21 protein-coding genes are annotated in these 20077 nt (G+C 74.4%); 8 read left to right on the top strand and 13 right to left on the bottom strand.

Annotation, left to right across the window (positions count from 1 at the left end; translation table 11 throughout):
* Positions 1 to 40: 40 nt before the first annotated feature.
* Complete coding sequence (locus LO771_RS10835; RefSeq protein WP_230650486.1) at positions 41 to 466, top strand: hypothetical protein; 426 nt, start codon at positions 41 to 43, stop codon at positions 464 to 466.
* An 83-nt stretch (positions 467 to 549) separates the two neighbouring features.
* Here the strand turns inward: LO771_RS10835 and LO771_RS10840 are convergent, their stop codons facing one another.
* The 4 genes from LO771_RS10840 to LO771_RS10855 form a co-directional block, all read right to left on the bottom strand.
* Entirely contained in the window at positions 550 to 1614 is a 1065-nt protein-coding gene (locus tag LO771_RS10840; protein ID WP_374228138.1) for a SigB/SigF/SigG family RNA polymerase sigma factor, read from the bottom strand.
* Positions 1615 to 1776: 162 nt separating this feature from the next.
* Entirely contained in the window at positions 1777 to 2190 is a 414-nt protein-coding gene (locus LO771_RS10845) for an anti-sigma regulatory factor (protein WP_111491575.1), read from the bottom strand.
* A gap of 363 nt (positions 2191 to 2553) precedes the next feature.
* Positions 2554 to 3039: a GNAT family N-acetyltransferase gene (locus LO771_RS10850; protein ID WP_230650489.1), complete on the bottom strand. Its 486-nt coding sequence runs from the start codon at positions 3037 to 3039 to the stop codon at positions 2554 to 2556.
* A 56-nt stretch (positions 3040 to 3095) separates the two neighbouring features.
* Positions 3096 to 3329 carry a UBP-type zinc finger domain-containing protein gene (locus LO771_RS10855; RefSeq protein WP_230650994.1) on the bottom strand — a complete coding sequence of 78 codons (234 nt, stop codon included), beginning with the start codon at positions 3327 to 3329 and terminating at the stop codon, positions 3096 to 3098.
* A gap of 207 nt (positions 3330 to 3536) precedes the next feature.
* Here LO771_RS10855 and LO771_RS10860 point away from each other — a divergent pair, with 207 nt between their 5' ends.
* The gene (locus tag LO771_RS10860; RefSeq protein ID WP_230650492.1) at positions 3537 to 5162 is read left to right on the top strand and encodes a Na+/H+ antiporter; all 1626 of its coding nucleotides are present in this window, start codon (positions 3537 to 3539) and stop codon (positions 5160 to 5162) included.
* 154 nt (positions 5163 to 5316) lie between these two features.
* Here the strand turns inward: LO771_RS10860 and LO771_RS10865 are convergent, their stop codons facing one another.
* A complete protein-coding gene (locus LO771_RS10865; protein WP_230650494.1) occupies positions 5317 to 6045 on the bottom strand; it encodes a carbohydrate-binding module family 20 domain-containing protein in 729 nt (242 codons plus the stop codon).
* Between the two features lie 475 nt (positions 6046 to 6520).
* On the bottom strand, positions 6521 to 6916 hold the full coding sequence (sodN, locus tag LO771_RS10870; protein WP_230650496.1) for a superoxide dismutase, Ni: 396 nt from the start codon (positions 6914 to 6916) through the stop codon (positions 6521 to 6523).
* 338 nt (positions 6917 to 7254) lie between these two features.
* Between sodN and sodX the strand changes: the two genes are divergently transcribed.
* Complete coding sequence (sodX, locus tag LO771_RS10875; RefSeq protein WP_230650998.1) at positions 7255 to 7626, top strand: nickel-type superoxide dismutase maturation protease; 372 nt, start codon at positions 7255 to 7257, stop codon at positions 7624 to 7626.
* Here sodX and LO771_RS10880 read toward each other — a convergent pair.
* Entirely contained in the window at positions 7610 to 8236 is a 627-nt protein-coding gene (locus LO771_RS10880; RefSeq protein WP_230650499.1) for a CGNR zinc finger domain-containing protein, read from the bottom strand. The two genes, sodX and LO771_RS10880, sit on opposite strands and share 17 nt — an antisense overlap.
* A 417-nt stretch (positions 8237 to 8653) precedes the next feature.
* On the opposite strand from LO771_RS10880, the gene LO771_RS10885 reads away from it, so the two are divergent.
* A complete protein-coding gene (locus LO771_RS10885; RefSeq protein WP_230650502.1) occupies positions 8654 to 8989 on the top strand; it encodes a hypothetical protein in 336 nt (111 codons plus the stop codon).
* On the top strand, positions 8983 to 9303 hold the full coding sequence (locus LO771_RS10890) for a hypothetical protein (RefSeq protein WP_230650505.1): 321 nt from the start codon (positions 8983 to 8985) through the stop codon (positions 9301 to 9303). Before LO771_RS10885 ends, LO771_RS10890 begins: the two co-directional genes overlap by 7 nt.
* Before the next feature lie 117 nt (positions 9304 to 9420).
* On the opposite strand, the gene LO771_RS10895 is transcribed toward LO771_RS10890, so the two are convergent.
* From LO771_RS10895 to LO771_RS10910, 4 genes are all read right to left on the bottom strand, one after another.
* A complete protein-coding gene (locus LO771_RS10895; RefSeq protein WP_304944790.1) occupies positions 9421 to 10209 on the bottom strand; it encodes an amino acid ABC transporter ATP-binding protein in 789 nt (262 codons plus the stop codon).
* On the bottom strand, positions 10209 to 11135 hold the full coding sequence (locus tag LO771_RS10900; protein WP_374228140.1) for an amino acid ABC transporter permease: 927 nt from the start codon (positions 11133 to 11135) through the stop codon (positions 10209 to 10211). Before LO771_RS10900 ends, LO771_RS10895 begins: the two co-directional genes overlap by 1 nt.
* An 82-nt stretch (positions 11136 to 11217) precedes the next feature.
* A complete protein-coding gene (locus LO771_RS10905) occupies positions 11218 to 12132 on the bottom strand; it encodes an ABC transporter substrate-binding protein (RefSeq protein ID WP_230650508.1) in 915 nt (304 codons plus the stop codon).
* Between the two features lie 291 nt (positions 12133 to 12423).
* On the bottom strand, positions 12424 to 13335 hold the full coding sequence (locus tag LO771_RS10910) for an ABC transporter substrate-binding protein (RefSeq protein ID WP_230650510.1): 912 nt from the start codon (positions 13333 to 13335) through the stop codon (positions 12424 to 12426).
* Positions 13336 to 13985: 650 nt separating this feature from the next.
* Between LO771_RS10910 and LO771_RS10915 the strand changes: the two genes are divergently transcribed.
* Positions 13986 to 15182, top strand: a complete 1197-nt coding sequence (locus LO771_RS10915; protein ID WP_374228141.1) for an NADP-dependent malic enzyme — start codon at positions 13986 to 13988, stop codon at positions 15180 to 15182.
* A gap of 188 nt (positions 15183 to 15370) precedes the next feature.
* On the top strand, positions 15371 to 16333 hold the full coding sequence (locus LO771_RS10920) for a zinc-binding dehydrogenase (protein WP_230650513.1): 963 nt from the start codon (positions 15371 to 15373) through the stop codon (positions 16331 to 16333).
* Between the two features lie 124 nt (positions 16334 to 16457).
* Here the strand turns inward: LO771_RS10920 and LO771_RS10925 are convergent, their stop codons facing one another.
* A complete protein-coding gene (locus LO771_RS10925; protein WP_230650516.1) occupies positions 16458 to 17504 on the bottom strand; it encodes a PadR family transcriptional regulator in 1047 nt (348 codons plus the stop codon).
* Positions 17501 to 18421 (bottom strand): DUF4097 family beta strand repeat-containing protein, encoded by a 921-nt coding sequence (locus tag LO771_RS10930; protein ID WP_230650519.1) that lies wholly within the window; start codon positions 18419 to 18421, stop codon positions 17501 to 17503. The genes LO771_RS10925 and LO771_RS10930 overlap by 4 nt, the downstream gene beginning before the upstream one ends.
* Before the next feature lie 169 nt (positions 18422 to 18590).
* Here LO771_RS10930 and LO771_RS10935 point away from each other — a divergent pair, with 169 nt between their 5' ends.
* Positions 18591 to 20027 carry a S1 family peptidase gene (locus tag LO771_RS10935; protein WP_304944791.1) on the top strand — a complete coding sequence of 479 codons (1437 nt, stop codon included), beginning with the start codon at positions 18591 to 18593 and terminating at the stop codon, positions 20025 to 20027.
* Positions 20028 to 20077: the final 50 nt, after the last annotated feature.

The raw sequence follows: 20077 nt of genomic DNA on the forward strand, positions 1-20077 counted from the left end.
GGTGTCCGGTATGCGGGCACCGGGCGGATACCCTGCAGAGGTGACGACCGACAGCCCGCGCGCGAAGAACGCACCCGCCGCGACCCGGCCCGCCCCGCTGGTCGCGGGGGCCGTGATCGCCCTCGTCCAGGGCGCCGCCCTGGCCGCCTGGGGCCTGTACGACATCGTCGCCGGGCTTGTCGGCGCCCCGCACAACCGCGGCCTCGCGGAGCTGGGCGGCGTGGTGATCCTGCTGCTGGGGCTGCTGCCCCTCCTCGCCGGGCGCGGCCTGCTGCGGCTCAGCCGCTGGGGCCGCACCCCGGCGCTGCTCACCGACTCCATCTGCCTGCCGGTCGCCTACTACATGTGGCAGAGCGGCGGCGTGATGGCCGTCCTGGCGGTGCTGGTCGCCCTGCTGGGGCTGGCGGGGATCGCCGCCCTGCTGCACCCGAGGGTGACCGCCGTCCTGGAGGCCCCGCGCGGCTGACCCGCCCGGCGCCCGCACACGGACGCCGACGCGCCGGAGGGCCGCACCCGGTCACGGGTGCGGCCCTCCGGCGCGTGCGGGGCCTACTCCTCCACCAGCAGCTTCTCGCGCAGCTGGGCGAGGGTGCGGGCGAGCAGCCGGGAGACGTGCATCTGCGAGATGCCCACCTCGGCCGCGATCTGCGACTGCGTCATGTTGCGGAAGAACCGCAGCACCAGGATCTTCTGCTCGCGCGGCGGCAGCTGCGCCAGCAGCGGCTTGAGCGACTCCCGGTACTCCACGCCCTCCAGCGCGTCGTCCTCGGCGCCCAGGGTGTCCGCCACGGCCGGCGACTCGTCGTCGGTGTCCGGCACGTCCAGCGAGAGCGTGGAGTAGGCGTTGGCCGACTCCAGGCCCTCCAGCACGTCCTCCTCGGAGATGCCGAGGTGCTCCGCCAGCTCGTGCACCGTCGGGGAGCGGCCGTGCCGCTGGGAGAGCTCGCCGGTCGCCGTGGTCAGCGACAGCCGCAGCTCCTGCAGGCGGCGCGGCACCCGCACCGCCCAGCCCTTGTCGCGGAAGTGCCGCTTGATCTCGCCGACGATGGTCGGCGTCGCGTACGTGGAGAACTCCACGCCGCGCTCGTGGTCGAAGCGGTCGACCGACTTGATCAGGCCGATGGTCGCGACCTGGGTCAGGTCGTCCAGCGGCTCCCCGCGGTTGCGGAACCGCCGGGCCAGGTGCTCCACCAGCGGGATGTGCATCCGCACCAGCTGGTTGCGGAGCTCGACCCGCTCCGGCGAGCCCTCGGGCAGCGCCGCCAGCCGGGCGAAGAGGGCCTTGGCCGCCGCCCGGTCGGGGGCGTGCGGGGTGGACGCGTGCAGCAGCTCGGCCTCCACCGGCTCCGGCACGTCCACCGCGTCCGGCACCGGCCCTGCCGTCGGCCCGGGTGCCGGTGCCGGTGCCGGCGTCGGTGCCGGCGTCGGTTCGGACGGGTGCGGCTCGCTCATGCGGGAGGCGTCCTTCGGGTGCGCGGCGTCATGGTCGGTGCCCGCCGGCCGGTCGGCGCCGCGCACGGCGGCGGCCGGCTCCGGCGTCCCCGCCTGGGCGGGCACGGTGGGGGCGCGGTCGACACCGGGCCCCGCACCGCCTGTGCGGTCCAGATCACTCACGGCGATCCCCCGTTCCGTTCCGGGAGCACCGGTGCCGCAGCCGCGGCGCCGGGGTCAACAGTTGGTTGTACCGCCGCGGCGCCCCGGACGGGCCGGGACACGCGGCTGAGGGAGGTCCGCGCCGCACGCGCGGCGGCGGGGCCGCCGCGCGTGCGGGCCGCCTCACGGCTGACCGGGGCCGGCACCGCGCTTCTTGTGCAGGCTGATGCTCACGGTCCGGTCCTCGGCGACGGTCGACTCGACCTCGCCGGCCAGTGCGGAGAGCACCGTCCAGGCGAAGGTGTCGCGCTCCGGCGCACGGCCGTCGGTCGTGGGTGCGGAGACCGTCACCCGCAGCGAGTCGCCGACCAGGCGGAACTCGCAGGCCAGCACCGAGCCGGGCACCGCCTGCTGGAGCAGGATGGCGCACGCCTCGTCGACCGCGATCCGCAGGTCCTCGATCTCGTCCAGGGTGAAGTCCAGACGGGCCGCGAGGCCGGCGGTCGCCGTCCGCAGAACCGAGAGGTACGCCCCTGCCGCGGGCAGGCGGACTTCCACGAAGTCCTTCGCCCCGGGCTCGCCGTCGATCTGGGACACCCTCACCTCCTGGGTGACGCGCCGTGCAGCCGGCCCCTGCGGGCCGCGGCCTCGGCTGCTTGCCTTGGAACTGCTTCCGCCCCGGGGGCGGGGCGGGATGCGCGGCACCCCGGTCCCGTCCTGTGCGGACGGCCCGGACAACGCGCCTCGCCTGCGACGCTACCGCGATCCGTGGCCCGGTGTCGCCGCCCCCGCGGGCCGTCACGTGAACGGGCGACTGCGCGGGCCACTCATGGTAGGCCCTCGGGCACTCCCCGTGGCAGTGCCCGTCGCCGCCGGCGGCGGTCCGGGTCCGCCGGCAGGGGTCCTGACCCGCCGTCGGGGGCCGGGGGCGCGCACGCCGGGGCCGGGGACCCCCGCGGGTCAGGACCCGGCGGCGAGGCGGGCCAGCGGCTCGCCGGTGAGCCGGAAGACCGTCCACTCGTCCATCGCCTCGGCGCCGAGGGACCGGTAGAAGCCGATGGACGGCTTGTTCCAGTCCAGCACCCACCACTCCAGGCGCGCGTAGCCGCGCTCGGTGCAGATCCGGGCCAGCTCGCGCAGCAGCGCCTTGCCGTGGCCGCCGCCGCGGGCGTGCGGGCGGACGTACAGGTCCTCCAGGTACACCCCGTGGGTGCCGCGCCAGGTGGAGAAGTTCCGGAACCACAGCGCGAAGCCGACCGGCTCGCCCCCGGGGTCCTCCCCCTCGACGGCGACGTGGGCGAAGACGGCGGGCTGCGGCCCGAAGAGCGCCTCGCGCAGCTGCTCCTCGGTGGCCACCGCCTCGTGCAGGGCCTTCTCGTACTCCGCGAGCTCGCGGATCATGGCATGGATCGCGGGGACGTCTTCGACGGAAGCGGGACGGATCATGCCGCGAGGGTACCGGCCGGCGGCCGGCGGGCCCGCGGGCCCGGTGCGGCCCGCCCTCACACGATGCGGCGGTCCACGTAGCACCAGCGCCACGACTCGCCCGGCTCGTGGGACCGCATCACCGCGTGCCCCGTGGCGAGGAAGTGGGCGGTGGCGTGCCGGGACGGGGAGGAGTCGCAGCAGGAGACGAGCCCGCACACCAGGCACTTGCGCAGCTGCACCGGGTGCTGCCCGGCCTCGTCGCAGCCGCGGCAGCCCTCCCCGGACGCGGGGGGCTCGGGATCCGGCAGGTGCGCGGTGTGGGCGCAGCCCGGCGCCGCGGACGCACCCGCCGGGACGCCGGAGCCGGCCGCGGGCTGATCCGCGCGCCGTGCGTCCTCCGCCGCCCCGCCGTGCTTGCGTGTGCTGCGGTACCTATCGAACAACGGTCCCCCTCGGAGCCCTCGACCTGCGGACCGGCGCGGCCATGACCCGACGACGACCAAGGACCGGCGACCATGACCAGCATGACCCATTCCGGCTCCAGCACCGACCTGCTGCTCCTCGTCGCGGGCGCCGCCGCCGTCGCGGGCGTCGCGCGGAAGCTGCGCACCTCCGCGCCGCTGCTCCTGGTGGCCGTCGGACTGGCCGCCTCCTACCTGCCCGGCGTGCCCGCGTACACGCTGGACCCGCACCTGGTGCTGCCGCTGGTCCTGCCGCCGCTGCTCTACACCTCCGCCCTGGACAGCTCGTTCCTCGGCCTGCGGGCGCAGGTCCGGCCGGTGGCGCTGCTCGCCGTCGGGTACGTGCTCTTCTGCACCGTGCTGGTCGGCCTGGCGGCGTACGTCCTGGTGCCGGGCCTGCCGCTGGCGGCGGCCTTCGTCCTGGGCGCGGTCGTCGCGCCGCCCGACGCCGTCGCCGCCACGGCGATCGCCCGCCGGGTGGGGCTGCCGCGCACGATCGTGACCATCCTGCAGGGGGAGAGCCTGGCCAACGACGCCACCGCGATCACCGCCTACCGGGTGGCGCTGGCCGCGGCCGTGGGGGAGGGGTTCTCCTGGGGGACGGCCGCCGGCGACTTCCTGCTCGCCGCGCTCGGCGGCACCGCCGTGGGCCTGGTGCTGATGGTGCCGCTGCAGTGGGTCCGGGTCCGGCTCGCCGACCCGCTGCTGCTCAACACCTTCTCGCTGCTCGTCCCCTTCGCGGCCTACGCCGTCGCCGAGGCGTTCGGGGCCTCCGGCGTGATCGCCGTGGTCGTGGTGGGCCTCTACCTCGGCCACGAGGCCCACGCCGTGGACTTCGCCACCCGGCTGCAGGAGGAGGCGGTGTGGCGGATGGTGTCCTTCGTGCTGGAGTCCACCGTCTTCGCCCTCATCGGGCTCCAGCTGAGGCTCATCCTCGACGACCTGGGCGCCTACCGGGCCGGGCAGCTCGCGCTGTGGGCCACGGCGGTGCTGGCGGTCGTCGTCGTGGGCCGGTTCGTCTGGACGTACGCCACCACCTACCTGCCGCCGCTGCTCGGCCGGGGGCTGCGCCGCTCCCGGCCGGCCGCCCCCCTGCCGCCCTGGAACGCCACCTTCGTCATCGCCTGGGCCGGCATGCGCGGCGTGGTCTCGCTCGCGGTGGCGTTCTCGATCCCGGCCACCGTCGAGGGCGGCGGCCCCTTCCCCGGCCGGGAGCTGATCCTCTTCCTCACCTTCGCCGTCGTGGTCGGCACCCTGCTGCTGCAGGGCCTCACCCTGCCGGCGCTGGTCCGGGTGCTCCGCCTGCCCCGGCCCGACCGGCAGCGGCTCGTCCTCACCGAGGCGCAGGCGCAGAGCGACGCCTCGCACGCCGCGCTGGACCGTCTGGACGTCCTGCTGCAGGACGAGCGCAACCGGCTGCCGCAGGCGCTGGAGACCCGGCTGCGGCGGGTGCTGGACCGGCGGCAGAACGCCGTCTGGGAGCGCCTGGGCGCCGTCCACGAGGAGACGGGGGAGTCCGCCGACGCCACCTACCGGCGGCTCAGCCGGGAGCTCGTCGAGGCCGAGCGGCAGGCCTTCGTCCGGCTGCGCGACCAGGGGCGGATCGACGACGAGCTGCTGCGGACCCTGGTGCGGCGCCTGGACCTGGAGGAGGCGATGGTCGACCACGACGAGGAGTAGGGCCCGGCGGCGGGGGCGTGCGGGGCGTGCGGCGCAGGGCCGGGCGCGGGGAGCGCGCGGGGCGGGGGGTGTCCGTGCGGGGGCGCGGCCCCGGCGGACGCGCCGGGGCCGGGGGCGGCGGTGCCACGCCCCCGGCCCCGGAGTGCGGCCCCGCTCAGCGCAGGGTGTCGTTCACGGTGAGGACGCCGCTCGGGACGGTCGTGGCGGTACGGTCGGCGCCGCCCTCCCAGGTGACGGTGCCGTCCGCGTTCTTCGTGAAGTACTTGTACCGGACCGCGGTGTTCGGGGGCAGCTGCACCCCGCCGGACCACACCGGGTAGGTGCCGGTGCCGGTGGTGAGCGGGACGGCCCTCGCCGGGTTCCACGCCCCGAGCTCGGCCAGGTCGCCGGTCACGTACACGTTCTGGCCGTAGGAGGTGTGCGCGGTCACCTGGAAGACGGCCGTCACCGGGCTGCCGCCGGCGACGTTCCACCGGTCGCGCAGCGCGGTCTCGCCCGTGGGGGAGATGAAGACGGACCGGTTGGGGACGGTCTCCCAGACCAGCGATCCGGCGGCGGTGCGCCGGATGTACTTGTACTGGACCTCGGGGCCGGGCGGCAGCGACACGTTCGCCGACCACACCGGGTAGGTGCCGGGGCCGGTCGTGAGCGGGACGGCCTTCGCCGGGTCCCAGGAGCCGAGCTCCGGGGAGCTGCCGGAGAGCAGGACGGTGTCGCCGTAGTCGGTGGTGGCGGTGACCTGTAAGGGCACGACCACGCTGGGCGGGTACTCGCGGGCCGCCGCTGCGGGCGACGCGGTGGTGAACAGGCCGGCGGCGACCGCCAGCAGGAGCAGGAGCGGCTGCCAGCGCGCCCTGGTGCGGAGGTGGCGTATGCGGACCATGCTCGTCCTTCCGTCGGGGTCCGGTGGCGGACCGTCAGCGAGGAGGCGACCGGGTGCGGTTCCGGATCTCGCGTACGAATCCCAACACGGGGCGAGGGGTCTGCGGGCGGAATGTGTTCAAGCAGTTTCGCCGTACAGCCGCATCCGGCCGTTGTCGGACACGAACGGCGGGACGATCCTTCACCTCTTGAAGGTGAAGCGGTGGGAGCGGGTGGCGCACCGCCCCCCTTCTGACATGCTCATTCTCAAAAAGGCGCGCCCCGGGACGCCGCGCCGGCCCGGGCGGCCCGCCGCCGCGGCCGCCTGAAAGTTCTTGCGCAAGACGGCGCAAAATCTTCCATCGCCGTCCGCCCCCGGTTCCCCCGCACCCGTGCCCCTCCCGCGCCCTGCGCACCTCCGCACACGACCGCGCCCGGCACGCCGTCCCCGGGAAGGGGCGGTGCGCCGGGCGCGGTGCGGCCGGGCAGGTCCGGGATCAGGCCTTCTTGGTCTCCCAGAAGATCTTGTCGATCTCGGCGATCAGGTCCAGCAGCGCCTGGCCGGTGGCCGGGTCGGTGGAGGCCTTGGCGGCGCTGGCGGCCTTCAGCGCGTCGTTGAAGAGCTGGTGCAGCTGCGGGTACTTCTCGAAGTGCGGGGCCTTGAAGTAGTCGCTCCAGAGCACCGAGAGGTGGTGCTTGGCCAGCTCGGCCCGCTGCTCCTTGATGACGACGGCGCGGGCGCGGAAGTGCGCGTCCTCGTTGGCCTGGTACTTCTCCTGCACGGCCTTCACGGACTCGGCCTCGATACGGGCCTGGGCCGGGTCGTACACGCCGCACGGCAGGTCGCAGTGGGCGTGGACGGTGGCGCGCGGTGCGAACAGACGAGAGAGCATGGGGGTCCTTCCTCCGTGATCGTCTTCCCGGGTGCGAGATTACCCCGCAACCCGCCCCGTTTCGCGCCTGCCCCCGGGGTCCTAGGGCAAAAGTCCGACAGGCGGACGCCGCCGCGCCGCGCCCCGGACGGGAGGCGGCCGCGGCCCGGGCGTCCCGGTGCGGGATGCTGGGTCTGGACGAGACGTCGGGTACCGGGTAGGTGTGGGGCATGGCGCTGAAGCGGCGGCAGGACGGCGGCCCGTACGGAACGGCGGGCCCCGGCGTCCTGGCGGAGGAGGAGCCCGGCGGCGGCCCCGGCGCGGCGCCGCTCGGACTGGTGGACGTCGAGGGCCCCTCGATGCTGCCGACGCTCCGCCAGGGCGACCGGCTGCTGGTGCGCTACGGCGCCCGCCTGCGGCCCGGGGCCGTGGTCGTGGCCCGGCACCCGCTGCGGCAGGACCTGCTCGTGGTCAAGCGGGCCGCCGAGCGGCGGCCCGGCGGCTGGTGGCTGCTGTCCGACAACTCCTTCGCCGAGGGCGACAGCCGCGACTTCGGCACCGTCCCCGACGAGCTGGTGCTCGGCCGGGTGCTGCTGCGCCTGAGCCCGTCCCCCGCCTGGCTGGCGCCCTCCCCGCGGCTGGAGCGCCTGCTGCGCCGCCTGCCGCCGGGGGCGGGGCCGCGCCTGGCGGCCAGGCTCGGCGTCCTCACCCGGGTCAGCCCCGAGATGTGACCTCTGCGGAGGCGGGGGCGGCCGGGGCCGCGCCGCCGCCCGCCGCCGGGGCCTCCTGGCGCTTGCGGGCCCGGTAGGCGGCGACGTTCGCCCGGGTCGCGCAGCGGTCCGAGCAGTAGCGGCGCGAGCGGTTGGTGGAGGTGTCCAGGTACGCGTTGCGGCAGGGCGCGGCCTGGCAGATGCCGAGCCGGTCGACGCCGAGCTCCGTGAGGTGGATGGCCAGGCCCATGGCGGCCGGGGCCGCGTAGGCGGCGGTCGCGGTGGCGGCGCTGTCCGCGAGGTGCAGGTGCCAGCGGGGGCGGCCCTCCTCGTCCAGGTGGTCGTGGCCGGAGACGACGGGGCTGACCGGGTACTCCACCAGCAGGCCGTTGAGCAGGTCCACCGCCCGCACCTGGTCGCCCTCGGCGGCCGACTCGAAGACGCCGCGCAGCCGGCCGCGGACGGCCCGCAGCCGCGGCACGTCGGCCTCCTCGGCCAGCGACGCGGCACGCGTTCCGGCGCCGAGGAGCCGCCGCAGCTCGTCGAGCGAGGTGAGCGCGTCGGTGCCGCGGCCGGGTTCCTCGCTGTTCACCAGCCGCACCGCGTACTCCGCGTAAGAGCCCAGCTCCACCTGCGATCCCCACTCTGCGCTGTCCGGCACCGGTAACGGCCTGCTCGGATCCCAGGGTATTACCAACGGCCCTCTCCCGGGCAACCGCCGGCCACTCGAAGCCCGGTCCCGTACGCGCGCCGGCGCCGTCGTGCACCTGCGGGGTGGCCGCGGCAACTGCAACGTCGTCGTGCGGCGAATCCTGACGGGCTGGACAGGACTGTGGGGTGTAACGGCAGAGCAGGGAGGCGGCCCTGCAGGTGCCGGAGCCGGACGCAGCAATCAGGAAGCCGTGTCATTCGAAGCCGGTGAGAGCCTGCCGTACGGCGGGGGTGACCCCCCTCGAATGGGGGTGTTGTGCAGGAATCTCGGCATGGGACCATTCCTGGCCTCAATGTCCTTCGCTGATTCCGGCGACCGGAGCATGGATGGAGTTTCGTGAGGCAGAAATTCAGAGCGCGGGGGAAGCGCCTCGCAGGGGTGGCATCGGCGGCGGTTCTGGCAGTCCCGCTTCTGGTGCTTGCACCAGCCGCAGCGGCCTCCGCCGACCCCGGATTCTGTGGTGTCCGTGCGGATGGGCCGACCCCGATCGACGGTGGGGACGTCCCGTACTTCGCCTACCAGGTGCACAACAAGTGCTCACGTGCCCATGCGTTCAAGGTCTATTTTCCGCAGCTCGGCCGCAGCACACTTTGTCGAAGTGTCGATCCGTACGGCAATCACACCTATGCGTACGCCATCGACACCGACTGGTGGGAGGTCCGCTCATGCTGAACAACAGCCGTAGGGCTGTGGTCCTCGGTCTGGGCCTCCCGATGCTGGCCCTCTCGCTGACGGTGGCTGTTCCGGCTGCCACTGCTTCGGCTGACCCGGGATTCTGTGGAGTCCGTGCCGATGTGAGCGATGGCGGCGGTCCCACGGGAATCGTCTACACCGTTTACAACCGATGCAAGTACAAGCACAGCTTCAAGGTGTACCTGCCGAGTGCCGGCCGGACGAGCAAGTGCGAGAGTGCGCCTCCGGGTGGATATGCCTACTTCCTCTTCCAGTTCGCCGACGAGGATTGGCAGGTGCGAGCCTGCTCGTGAGCTGCAGGCACCTGAGCCCCTGCCGGCCCGCATCGCGGGACGAGGGAAGTGTGCCGACGGCTGCGGAGGTTCCGACGGGTGGCCCGAAGGGGGATCCCCCCTCGGGCCACCCGGCTGTCAGAGCACCTTGGAGAGGAACGCCTTGGTGCGCTCGTGCTGCGGGTCGGTGAGGACGTCGCGCGGGTGGCCGGACTCGACCACGACACCACCGTCCATGAAGACCAGCGCGTCGCCGACCTCGCGGGCGAAGCCCATCTCGTGGGTGACCACGACCATGGTCATGCCCTCCTCGGCGAGCTGCCGCATGACGTCCAGGACGTCGCCGACCAGCTCGGGGTCGAGGGCGGAGGTCGGCTCGTCGAAGAGCATGAGCTTGGGCTCCATGGCCAGGGCGCGGGCGATGGCTACCCGCTGCTGCTGGCCGCCGGAGAGCTGCGACGGGTAGCTGCCCGCCTTGTCGCCCAGGCCCACCCGCTCCAGCAGCTGCTGGGCCCGCTCGCGGGCCTCCGCCTTGCCCTGCCCCTTGACCCGCACCGGGGCCTCCATGACGTTCTCGACGGCCGTCATGTGGGGGAAGAGGTTGAACCGCTGGAAGACCATGCCGATGTCGCGGCGCTGGACGGCGATCTCGCTGTCCTTCATCTCGTACAGCTTGTCGCCCTTCTGGCGGTAGCCGACGAGCTCGCCGTCCACCCACAGGCGGCCCGCGTTGATCTTCTCCAGGTGGTTGATGCACCGCAGGAAGGTGGACTTGCCGGAGCCGGACGGGCCGATCAGGCAGAAGACCTCACGCGGCCTGACCTCCAGGTCGATGCCCTTGAGCACCTGGAGGTGGCCGAAGGACTTGTGCACGTCCTCGGCCTTGACCATGGGGGCGCCCGGGTTCTTGCTCAGGTTGCCGGCCATCAGAGTGCGCCTCCCGGGGTGCGCAGGGAGAACATGTTGGCCTTGATCTTCTGCAACGGGGTGGGCGGCAGGTTGCGGCTCGACCCGCGGGCGTAGCGGCGCTCCAGGTAGAACTGGCCGATGCTGAAGACCGTGGTGAGCACCAGGTACCAGAAGCACGCGACGAAGAGCAGTTCCATCACGGCGAGGTTGTTGGTGTAGACGTCCTGCACCTTGAGCATCACCTCGGGGTAGGTCACCACGAAGGCCAGCGACGAAGTCTTGAGCATGTTGATGAACTCGTTGCCGGTCGGCGGCACGATCACCCGCATCGCCTGGGGCAGCACGATGCGCCGCATGGTCTGGCCCTTGGACATGCCCAGTGCGTGGGACGCCTCGGTCTGGCCCTCGTCGACGGACTGGATGCCCGCGCGGACGATCTCGGCCATGTAGGCGCCCTCGTTGATGCCGAGGCCCAGGAGAGCGGCCACGAGCGGCGTGATCACCTTGTTGGTGTCCTGGCCGAACATGGTCGGGAAGACCAGGGCGAGGTTCCACCAGATCAGCAGCTGCACGATGACCGGGGTGCCGCGGAAGATCCAGATGTAGAGCCACGCGACGCCGGACATCACCGGGTTGCCCGACATGCGCATCACGGCGGCGGTGACGCCGAGCACGAGGCCCAGCACCATGGAGGCCACGCTGATGAAGAGCGTGTTCCCCGCGCCGGCCATGATGTCGGCGTTGAAGAGGAACTCGCGGGTGGTGCTCCAGGTGATCTTGCCGCCGGCGAAGGCGGCCCCCAGGGCCGCCAGGACGCCGACCACGACGACGGCGGAGACCCAGCGGCCGTAGTGGCGGACGGGGACCGCCCTGATGGGGTGGTGCGGGGAGGCGGTGCCGGAGGGCCCCGGGCCCTCCGGCACCTTGTCGACGGATGTGGTCACGGAAGGTGCCTCTCGGACGTGCGGGAGCGGGCGGGGCCGTCCGGCCCGGCCGCCGTGCGGGGCGGCCGGGCCGGACCGGGGGTCACGAGCCGCCGTTGACCTGCGCCGAGGAGACGGCGCCCTGCTTGACCTGCCACTTGTCCAGGATCTTGGCGTACTCGCCGTTGGCGATCAGCGCGTCCAGGGCCGCCTTGACCGCGTCCCGCAGCTGGGTGTTCTCCTTGGAGACCGCGATGCCGTAGAGGCCGGCCTGGATCTGGTCGCCGACGACCTCGAAGTCGTTGCCCCCACCGGAAGTCTGCGCGTTGTAGGCCGCGACGGGGAAGTCGTTGAGGTCGGCGACCGCGCCGCCGCCCTTGATCTTCAGCAGCGCCTCACCGTCGTGGGCGTACGCCTGGATGGTGAGCTTGCCCTTGCCGTCGGCGTCGCACTTCTTCGCCTGCTCCTTGGCGATGTCCTCGTTGGTGGTGGCCTTCTGCAGGGCCACGGTCTTCCCGCAGAGGTCGTCCAGGGTCTGGATCTTCTCCGGGTTGCCCTTCTTCACCAGGATCGAGGTGCCGGCGCTGAAGTAGTCGACGAAGTCGACGCCCTTGCCCTGGCGCTCCTTGTTGTCGGTGATGGCCGACATCGCCAGGTCGAAGCGCTTGGAGTCCAGGCCGGTGATCAGGGTGTCGAAGCCGGTGTTCTGGATCTGGAAGGTCACCCCGAGCTGCTTGCCCAGGGCCTCGGCCAGGTCGGGGTCGATGCCGACCGGCTTGCCGCTCTGCATGAACTCGACGGGCGCGTAGGCCACCTCGGAGCCGACCTTCACCACACCGGCCTTCTGGACGGCCGCGGGCAGCTTGTCGAAGAGGGGGGCCTTGGAGGCGGCCGCGCTCGGCTGCGTGGTCGTGGCCTTGGTGCCGCCCTGGCTGCCGCAGGCGGTGAGGGCCAGGGTGCCGGCCGCGAGCACCGCACCGGTCGCGAGGAGGCGGTGGCGGGTGGAGCGTGCAGTCATGGGGTGGATCCTCCTGATGGGAGAGGTCTTCTCAGCCGATGCGCCGTAGCGCGGCGCGCGGGTGCGCGCCGGGTCGTGCGGTGGTGCTGGGGAATGCACGCCGTCGTGCGAGCCGTGCCGCGACCAGTGATGGCCGCATCTTGCCACTCCGCACCGCTCAGCGGACCCTCGGACAGATCAAAATCGAATAACGGGACGGCCGTCCACCCTCCGTCCGGCACGCGGACGGCGGGTGGACGGCGGGCGGACGGCCGCTCCTCGCCTCGGCCTCCGTGCCTCGGCCTCCGTGCCTCAGCCCCCGTTGACGACCGCGTTCTGCGCCGCTCCCGCGCTCAGGTTCCAGTCGGCCAGGATCTTGTCGTACTCGCCGCTGATGATGATCGCGTCCACCGCCTGCACCACCGCGTCGCGCAGCGCCGTGTTCTCCTTGTTCACCGCGATCCCGTACGGCGCGGGCTGCATCTGCGGCCCGACCACCTCCAGGGCGGACCCGCCGGCGACCTTCTTCGCGTTGTAGACGGCCACGGGGAAGTCGTTCATGTCGGCGACGGCGTTGCCGGCCCGCAGCTGGGCCAGCGCCGCGTCGTCGGTGCCGAGGCGCATGACCTTCAGCGGCTTGCCCGCGGCCCGGCACGGGTCCTGCTGCCGGGTGGCGATGGTGTCCTGCGTGGTGCCCTTCTGCAGGGCGACGGTCGTGCCGCAGAGGTCGTTGAGGCCGGTGATGCCGTGCGGGTTGCCCTTGGCCGCCAGGATCGAGGTGCCCGCGATGAAGTAGTCGATGAAGTCGACGCCCGGGTTCAGCCGGTTGCCGAGCTCGTCGACGCCCTCGCGGCGCTCCTTGGTGTCCGTCATCGCGGACATCACCAGGTCGATCTGCCCGGCCTGCAGCTCGGGGATCAGCTTGTCGAAGGCGACGTTCTGGAACTCCACCCTGACCCCGAGCTTGCGGCCGACCGCCGCCGCCAGGTCGGGGTCCAGGCCGACGGCCCTGCCGTCGGCGCCCCGGGACTCCACGGGGGCGTAGCTGAGGTCCGAGCCGATCCGCAGGACGCCCGCCTTCCGGACGCCGTCGGGCAGCTGGTCGTGCAGCGAGAGGCTCTGCTTCCCGCCGGAGCCGGACGCGCAGCCTGTCAGCAGCAGCGGGACGGCGGCGAGGACGGCGCCGGCCGCGGCGGTGCGGCGGCGTATCGGACGAGCGGTCATGCAGGGCCTCCAGCGGTAGCGTGGTCGCCACGGTTGCGCCCGGTCGCGGCAGGGTCGGGCCGCGGACACGGAGGAGGGCCGTCGGGCCGCACGCCGTCGTGCGGGCTGTGCGCAACCGGTGACGAAAGTGGAGTCTCCCATCCCGCTCTGCCCGACCGGTCACCCGGTGTGTCAAAATCGGGTAACGGGTGACCCCCGTAGCAGCGAGCAGGCCGCCGGACCGGGACCGGTCCGGGGTGCGCAGGACCGGAAGTCGACGACGCAGACTCCGGATCCGAGGCACCGCATCCCTCCGCGCCCGCACGCCCGCACTGCCCCGCGGCGCCCCCTCACCGCGCCCCGCGCGCGCCGCCGCAGTGCTCCGCTTCCCCGTCCGGCAGCCCTTCCGCGCCGGCGGCCCGCCGCAGGGCACGGACCGCCGGCGGGGTGGGGACCGCGCCAGGAGGGCGAAAAGGCACAGGTGCGGTGCTTTCGTCCCCTTCGGAGCAGGGAACGGTACCGACCGGAAGCACCCCTCAAGATCACTCACACCCTCACCCCGAGGGCGCCGCCCGGCGGCCGCGCCCCCGTCCCCGGAACGCAGTGCCGCACCGGGGCACGGCGCGACCCCGCCGGACCGCGCCCTCGACGACGAAGACGAAGAGGTCATCGTGGCAGCGGAGATCATCCACCCCCACCCGGCGGAGGCCGGCGACCCCATCGACCCGGCCTTCGCGCTCCACCGCGGCGGCAAGATGGAGGTCCGCGCGACGGTGCCGGTGCGCGACGCGGACGACCTGTCCCTCGCCTACACCCCGGGCGTCGCCCGGGTCTGCACCGCCATCGCCGAGCAGCCGGAGCTGGTGCACGACTACACCTGGAAGTCCTCCACGGTGGCCGTGGTCACCGACGGCACCGCCGTCCTGGGCCTGGGCGACATCGGCCCGGAGGCCTCGCTGCCCGTGATGGAGGGCAAGGCGATCCTGTTCAAGCAGTTCGGCGGCGTGGACGCCGTCCCGCTCGCGCTGGCCTGCACCGACGTGGACGAGCTGGTGGAGACCGTCGCCCGCCTCGCCCCGTCCTTCGGCGGGATCAACCTGGAGGACATCTCCGCGCCCCGCTGCTTCGAGGTCGAGCGGCGGCTGCAGGAGCGCCTGGACATCCCCGTCTTCCACGACGACCAGCACGGCACCGCCATCGTCACCCTGGCCGCGCTGTGGAACGCCGCGAAGGTCACCGGCCGGGAGATCGGGGAGCTGCGGGCGGTGATCAGCGGCGCGGGCGCGGCCGGCGTCGCCATCGCCAAGATCCTGCTGGAGGCCGGCATCGGCGACGTCGCGGTCTGCGACCGCCGGGGCGTCGTGCACGAGGGCCGCGACGACCTCACGCCGGTCAAGCGGATGGTCGCCGAGCTGACCAACAAGGCGCGCCTCACGGGTTCGCTGGCCGAGGCGCTGGACGGCGCCGACGTCTTCGTCGGCGTCTCCGGCGGCACGGTCCCGGAGGAGGCGGTGGCGGCCATGGCGAAGGACTGCCTGGTCTTCGCCATGGCCAACCCGACCCCGGAGGTCCACCCGGAGGTGGCCCGCCGGCACGCCGCGGTGGTCGCCACCGGCCGCTCGGACTTCCCCAACCAGATCAACAACGTGCTGGCCTTCCCCGGCGTCTTCGCCGGCGCCCTCCAGGTGCGGGCCTCCCGGATCACCGAGGGCATGAAGCTGGCGGCGGCCAGGGCGCTGGCGGCCGTGGTCGAGGACGAGCTGTCCGCCGACCGGGTGATCCCCAGCCCGTTCGACGAGCGGGTGGCCCCTGCGGTCACCCGGGCCGTGGCCGAGGCCGCGCGGCGCGAGGGCGTCGCCCGCCGCTGACGGCCGCGGGGCGGGCGGCTGCGGGCCGCCGCGGGCCGACGCGGGCCGTGCGGGCCGTGCGGGCGGTCCCCGCGGCAGGCGCGGACGCGGCGTCCGGCGGTCCGGACGGCCGGGGCGGGGGACCCGCGCGGTGGAACTCACACCGCGGCGTTGTTCCCCGCCCCCGCCGCCGCCGCTAGGGTCCGACCATGTTCGCTGCCTATGCCGCACGTATCAGTCCTGACGACCCGTTGAGCGGTCTGGAGCTGGGGGAGCGCCCGGAGCCCGAGGCCCGGCCCGGCTGGAGCACGGTCACGGTCAAGGCCGCCACGCTCAACCACCACGACCTCTGGTCGCTGCGCGGGGTGGGGCTCCCCGAGGAGCGGCTGCCGATGATCCTGGGCTGCGACGCGGCCGGTGTGGACGAGCACGGCAACGAGGTCGTCCTGCACTCGGTGATCGGGCAGACCGGGCACGGCGTCGGCCCGGACGAGCGGATCTCCATCCTCACCGAGCGCTACCAGGGCACCTTCGCCGAGAAGGTCTCGGTGCCCACCTGGAACCTGCTCCCCAAGCCGGCCGGGCTCTCCTTCGAGGAGGCCGCCTGCCTGCCCACCGCCTGGCTCACGGCCTACCGGATGCTCTTCACCAAGGCCGGGGTGAAGCCCGGCGACACCGTCCTGGTCCAGGGCGCCGGGGGCGGGGTGGCGACCGCCCTGATCGTGCTCGGCAAGGCGGCCGGCCTGCGGGTCTGGGCCACCAGCCGGGACGAGGCCAAACGGGCGCGGGCGGTGGAGCTCGGCGCCGACGACGCCTTCCCCGCCGGTGCCCGGCTGCCGGAGCGCGTGGACGCGGTCATGGAGACGGTCGGCGCCGCGACCTGGTCCCACTCGGTGAAGTCGCTGCGCCCCGGCGGCACCATCGTCATCTCCGGGGCCACCTCGGGCCCCAACCCGCCGAGCGCCGAGCTCACCCGCATCTTCTTCCTGGAGCTGCGGGTCGTCGGCTCCACCATGGGCACCAAGGAGGAGCTCGCCGGCCTGCTGTCGCTCTGCGCCAACGCGGGGGTGCGGCCGGTGGTCGACACCGTCCTGCCGCTGGCCGAGGCCCGGGAGGGCTTCGCCCGGCTGGCGAAGGGCGACGTCTTCGGCAAGATCGTGCTCACCCCCTGACCCTCCGGACCCCCCTGATCCCCCGGACCGCCTGACCCCCCGGACCGCCGTGCCCCGGCCTCCGGACGCGCCGCGGCGGGGGCGGCCGCCGCCGCCCCCGCCGCTCCCCCGCCGGTCGCGGCCCTCAGGGCCGCAGCAGCCGCTCCGCGGCCTCCGCCAGCACCGCGCCGGACCGCGCCAGCTGCTCCGCCCCCACCCCGCGGTCCCGCGCGGCGTCCCGGACCACGTCGCGGAACCGGTCCAGCAGCCGCTCCAGTTCCCGCACCGGGTCGCCGGCGGGATCCGTACGGGCCCAGTCGGGCAGCCCGGCGGCCGCCTCGGGGGCGTCCCCGGCCGCCGTCGCCGTCCCCGCCGGTCCCGTGGCCGGGTCCGCCTCGGACGCCTCCGGCCGCGGCGCCCGGGCCGGACCGGACCGCCACCCGCCCCACCGCCCCGGGTCGGCCAGGTCGGCCAGCCCCTTGGTGAGCTCGGCCAGGCCCTCGCCGAGGCCGGTCGGCCAGTCGCCGCGGGCGGCGTGCTCCCGCACCTGCTGCTCCACCCGCTGCTGCAGCCGCCGCGCCTCGGCCCGCGCGGCCGCCCCGGCCGCCTGGGCGTTCTCGCGGGCCCGCCGGACCTCCTCCTGGGCCTGCCGCAGCTGCTCCTTCGCCTGCCTGGCCTGCTCCTTGGCCTGGCGTGCCTGCTCCTTGGTCTGCTTCGCCTGCTCCCTGGCCTGGACGCGGTACCGGGCGTACTCCTCCCCGCCGCGCCGGACCCCCGTGAGGCCCTCCCCGCCTGCGCCGCCGCGCCGCGCCTCCTGCGCCGCCCGGCGCACCTCCTCGCGCAGGTCCTCCGCGGAGTCCCGGACGTCCTCCCGGATCGCCTCGGCGAGCTGGGCGACCGAGTCGCGGATCTCCACCTCCAGCTCGGCCAGCTCGTCCTGGCGGGACGCCAGCTCGGCACGGCCCGCGTCCGTGATCCGGTAGACCTTGCGGCCGCCCTCGGTGCTGTGGGTGACCAGGCCCTCCTTCTCCAGCTTGGCCAGGCGGGGGTAGACGGTGCCCGCGGAGGGCGCGTACAGGCCGTGGAAGCGCTCCTCCAGCAGCCGGATCACCTCGTAGCCGTGGCGCGGCGCCTCCTCCAGCAGCTTCAGCAGGTAGAGCCGCAGGCGCCCGTGGGCGAAGACCGGGGTCACGCGGCGCCCCCGTCCCGGTCGGAGAGCCGCTTGGAGAGGTCGGGCCGCCCTGCCGGGCCGGGTGCGCCGTCCTCCCCGGGGCCGGGCGCCGGCGGCCGCCGCAGCAGCGCCACCGACCCGGAGACCGTGGTCACCTGCAGCCTGCCGGTGCCGGCGCCGAGCCGGCCGGAGAGGCGCCGGGCGCCCCAGGTGCCGCCCATCCGCAGCTCGTCGAAGGCGCTGGACATCTCGCCGCTGGTGGACCCGGCGTCCACGCGCGTGTCCGCAGGGTGCGGCATCCGGACGGCCACCTCGCCGGAGACGGTGTTGAGGCGCACGTCGGCCGGCCCGCGGCCGTCCAGGTCGACGGTCATGGAGCCGCTCACCGAGTGGGCGTGCAGCCGCGGGCCCGAGGCCTCGACCACGGTGAGCTCCCCGGAGACGGTCTGCACCTTCAGGTCGCCGGAGACGGCCTGGGCCTCGACGCTGCCGGAGACCGACTGGGCCTCCACCGGCCCGGACACCCGCACCAGCGTGGTGTCGCCACCGGCGCCGCGGACGGCGACCGGTCCGGCGATGCCGGAGACGACCACGTCGGCGCCGACGCTGACCAGCTCCACCCGGGCCGCGGCCGGGACGGCCAGCGAGACCACGGCGTGCCGCCTGCGGCGCCAGGAGTCGACGAGGGAGGCGATGCCCTTGAGGGAGAAGTGCTGCGAGGAGAACTCCCACCGGGTGAGCTCCTCGTAGGCGACGGTGAGCGTCCCGCCCTCGTGGGTCACCACGAGCGGTGGCCCGTCGAGCTCGGACACCTCCAGGCGGGCGGGCCCGTCGCCGGCCACCACGTGGACGGCGCCCGAGACGGTGCGCACCCGCAGGACGTCCACCGGTTCGTCGAAGGTGATCCGCTCCGGCCCGTTCACGGTCCACTGCGGCATGGCTGTCCCTCCCGTTCGGATGTGCGACATATCGCGTCGCCCGTCAACAACACGATATATCGCGTCCTGTGGAAGTCAAGGGCCGGTCCGCACCGGCACCGAACCCGGGCCGCCGCGGGCGGCGTATCCCGGGCACGGGACGACGGCCACGTCGCAGGGAGAAGGACCCATGAGCCACGCCAAGCAGCGCAACACCCGGAGGATCGGCGTCCTCGCGACCGTCGGCGGCCTGGTCGCCGCCGGGGTCGCCGTGTCGGCCTTCGCCGACGAGGGCACCGGCGCACCCCCGGCGGGCGCCCCCGCGGCGGCCGTCGGCGCCCCCGCGCAGGACCCGGCCTCCCTGGCCCGCACCCTCGTCGCGCAGCTGGGCCGCGCCCGCAGCGCCGGGGCCTGGATCGGCGCCGACGGCAGGCCGGTCGTCGCGGTCACCGGACCCGGGGCGGCCGACGCCGTGCGCGCCGCCGGGGCCGTCCCGAGGACGGTGGCCCGCAGCGGCGACCAGCTCGACGCGGCCGTCTCCGCGCTGCGCTCCGCGCCCCGGGTGCCCGGTACCGCGTGGTCGGTGGACCCGGTCTCCAACCAGGTCGTGGTCCTGGCCGACCGGACCGTCTCCGCCGCCGACTGGCAGCGGCTCTCCGGCACGGCGGGGCGGCTCGGCGGAGCCGTGCGGATGCGGCGCACCCGGGGCGCCCTCACCACCCGGCTCGCCGGGGGCGACCCGGTCTTCACGGGCAACGCCCGCTGCTCGGCCGGGTTCAACGTGACCGACGGGCGGCAGGGCTTCGTCCTCACCGCCGGCCACTGCGGGCCGGTCGGCACGCCCTGGGCCGCCGACGCGGCCGGGACCCGGCCGATCGGCGCCACCGTGAAGGACACCTTCCCGGGGAACGGGGACTTCTCGCTCATCCAGGTCCAGGGCGGGGGAGTGGACCAGCCCGGTGCCGTCGACCTCGGCAACGGCTCCCTGCAGCCCGTCACCCGGGCCGCCGAGGCCGTGGTCGGCGAGCAGGTCACCCGCAGCGGCTCCACCACCGGCGTGCACAGCGGCCGTGTCACGGCGCTGGACGCCACCGTCAACTACCCCGAGGGCACGGTCACGGGCCTGATCCAGACCGACGTCTGCGCCGAGCCCGGCGACAGCGGCGGCCCGCTCTTCGACCAGGACGCGGCGGTCGGGCTCACCTCGGGCGGCGACGGCGACTGCACGGCCGGCGGCACCACCTTCTTCCAGCCGGTGACCACCGCGCTCCAGGCCCTGGGCGTGCAGATACCCGTCGGCGGGGCCGCCGCGCAGGGGCAGGGCGCCCGGGGCGAGGCAGTCCCCGGCCAGGACGTGCAGGGGCAGGACGTGCAGGGGCAGGGCGGCCAGGCCGACGGGGGGCAGGCCCAGGACGGTCTCCAGCAGGACGGTCTCCAGCAGGGCGGGGCCCCGCAGGGGCAGGGCGCCCGGGACCAAGGGAACCAGGGCCAGGGGAACCAGGGCCAGGCGGGCCAGGGCCGGTCAGGTCAGGACGGCGGGCACGGGAAGGACGGGCGCAACGTCAACGTGAGCGTCAACGTCATCGGCGGACTGCTGGGCGGCCTCCTGGGCGGCGGCCACCGCTGACCCGCCGGCCCCCGCCGGGGGCGCCGCCGGAACGCCGGCCGCCCGCGGCC

It is taken from the genome of Streptacidiphilus sp. ASG 303, from assembly GCF_020991365.1.
Taxonomy (GTDB): domain Bacteria; phylum Actinomycetota; class Actinomycetes; order Streptomycetales; family Streptomycetaceae; genus Peterkaempfera.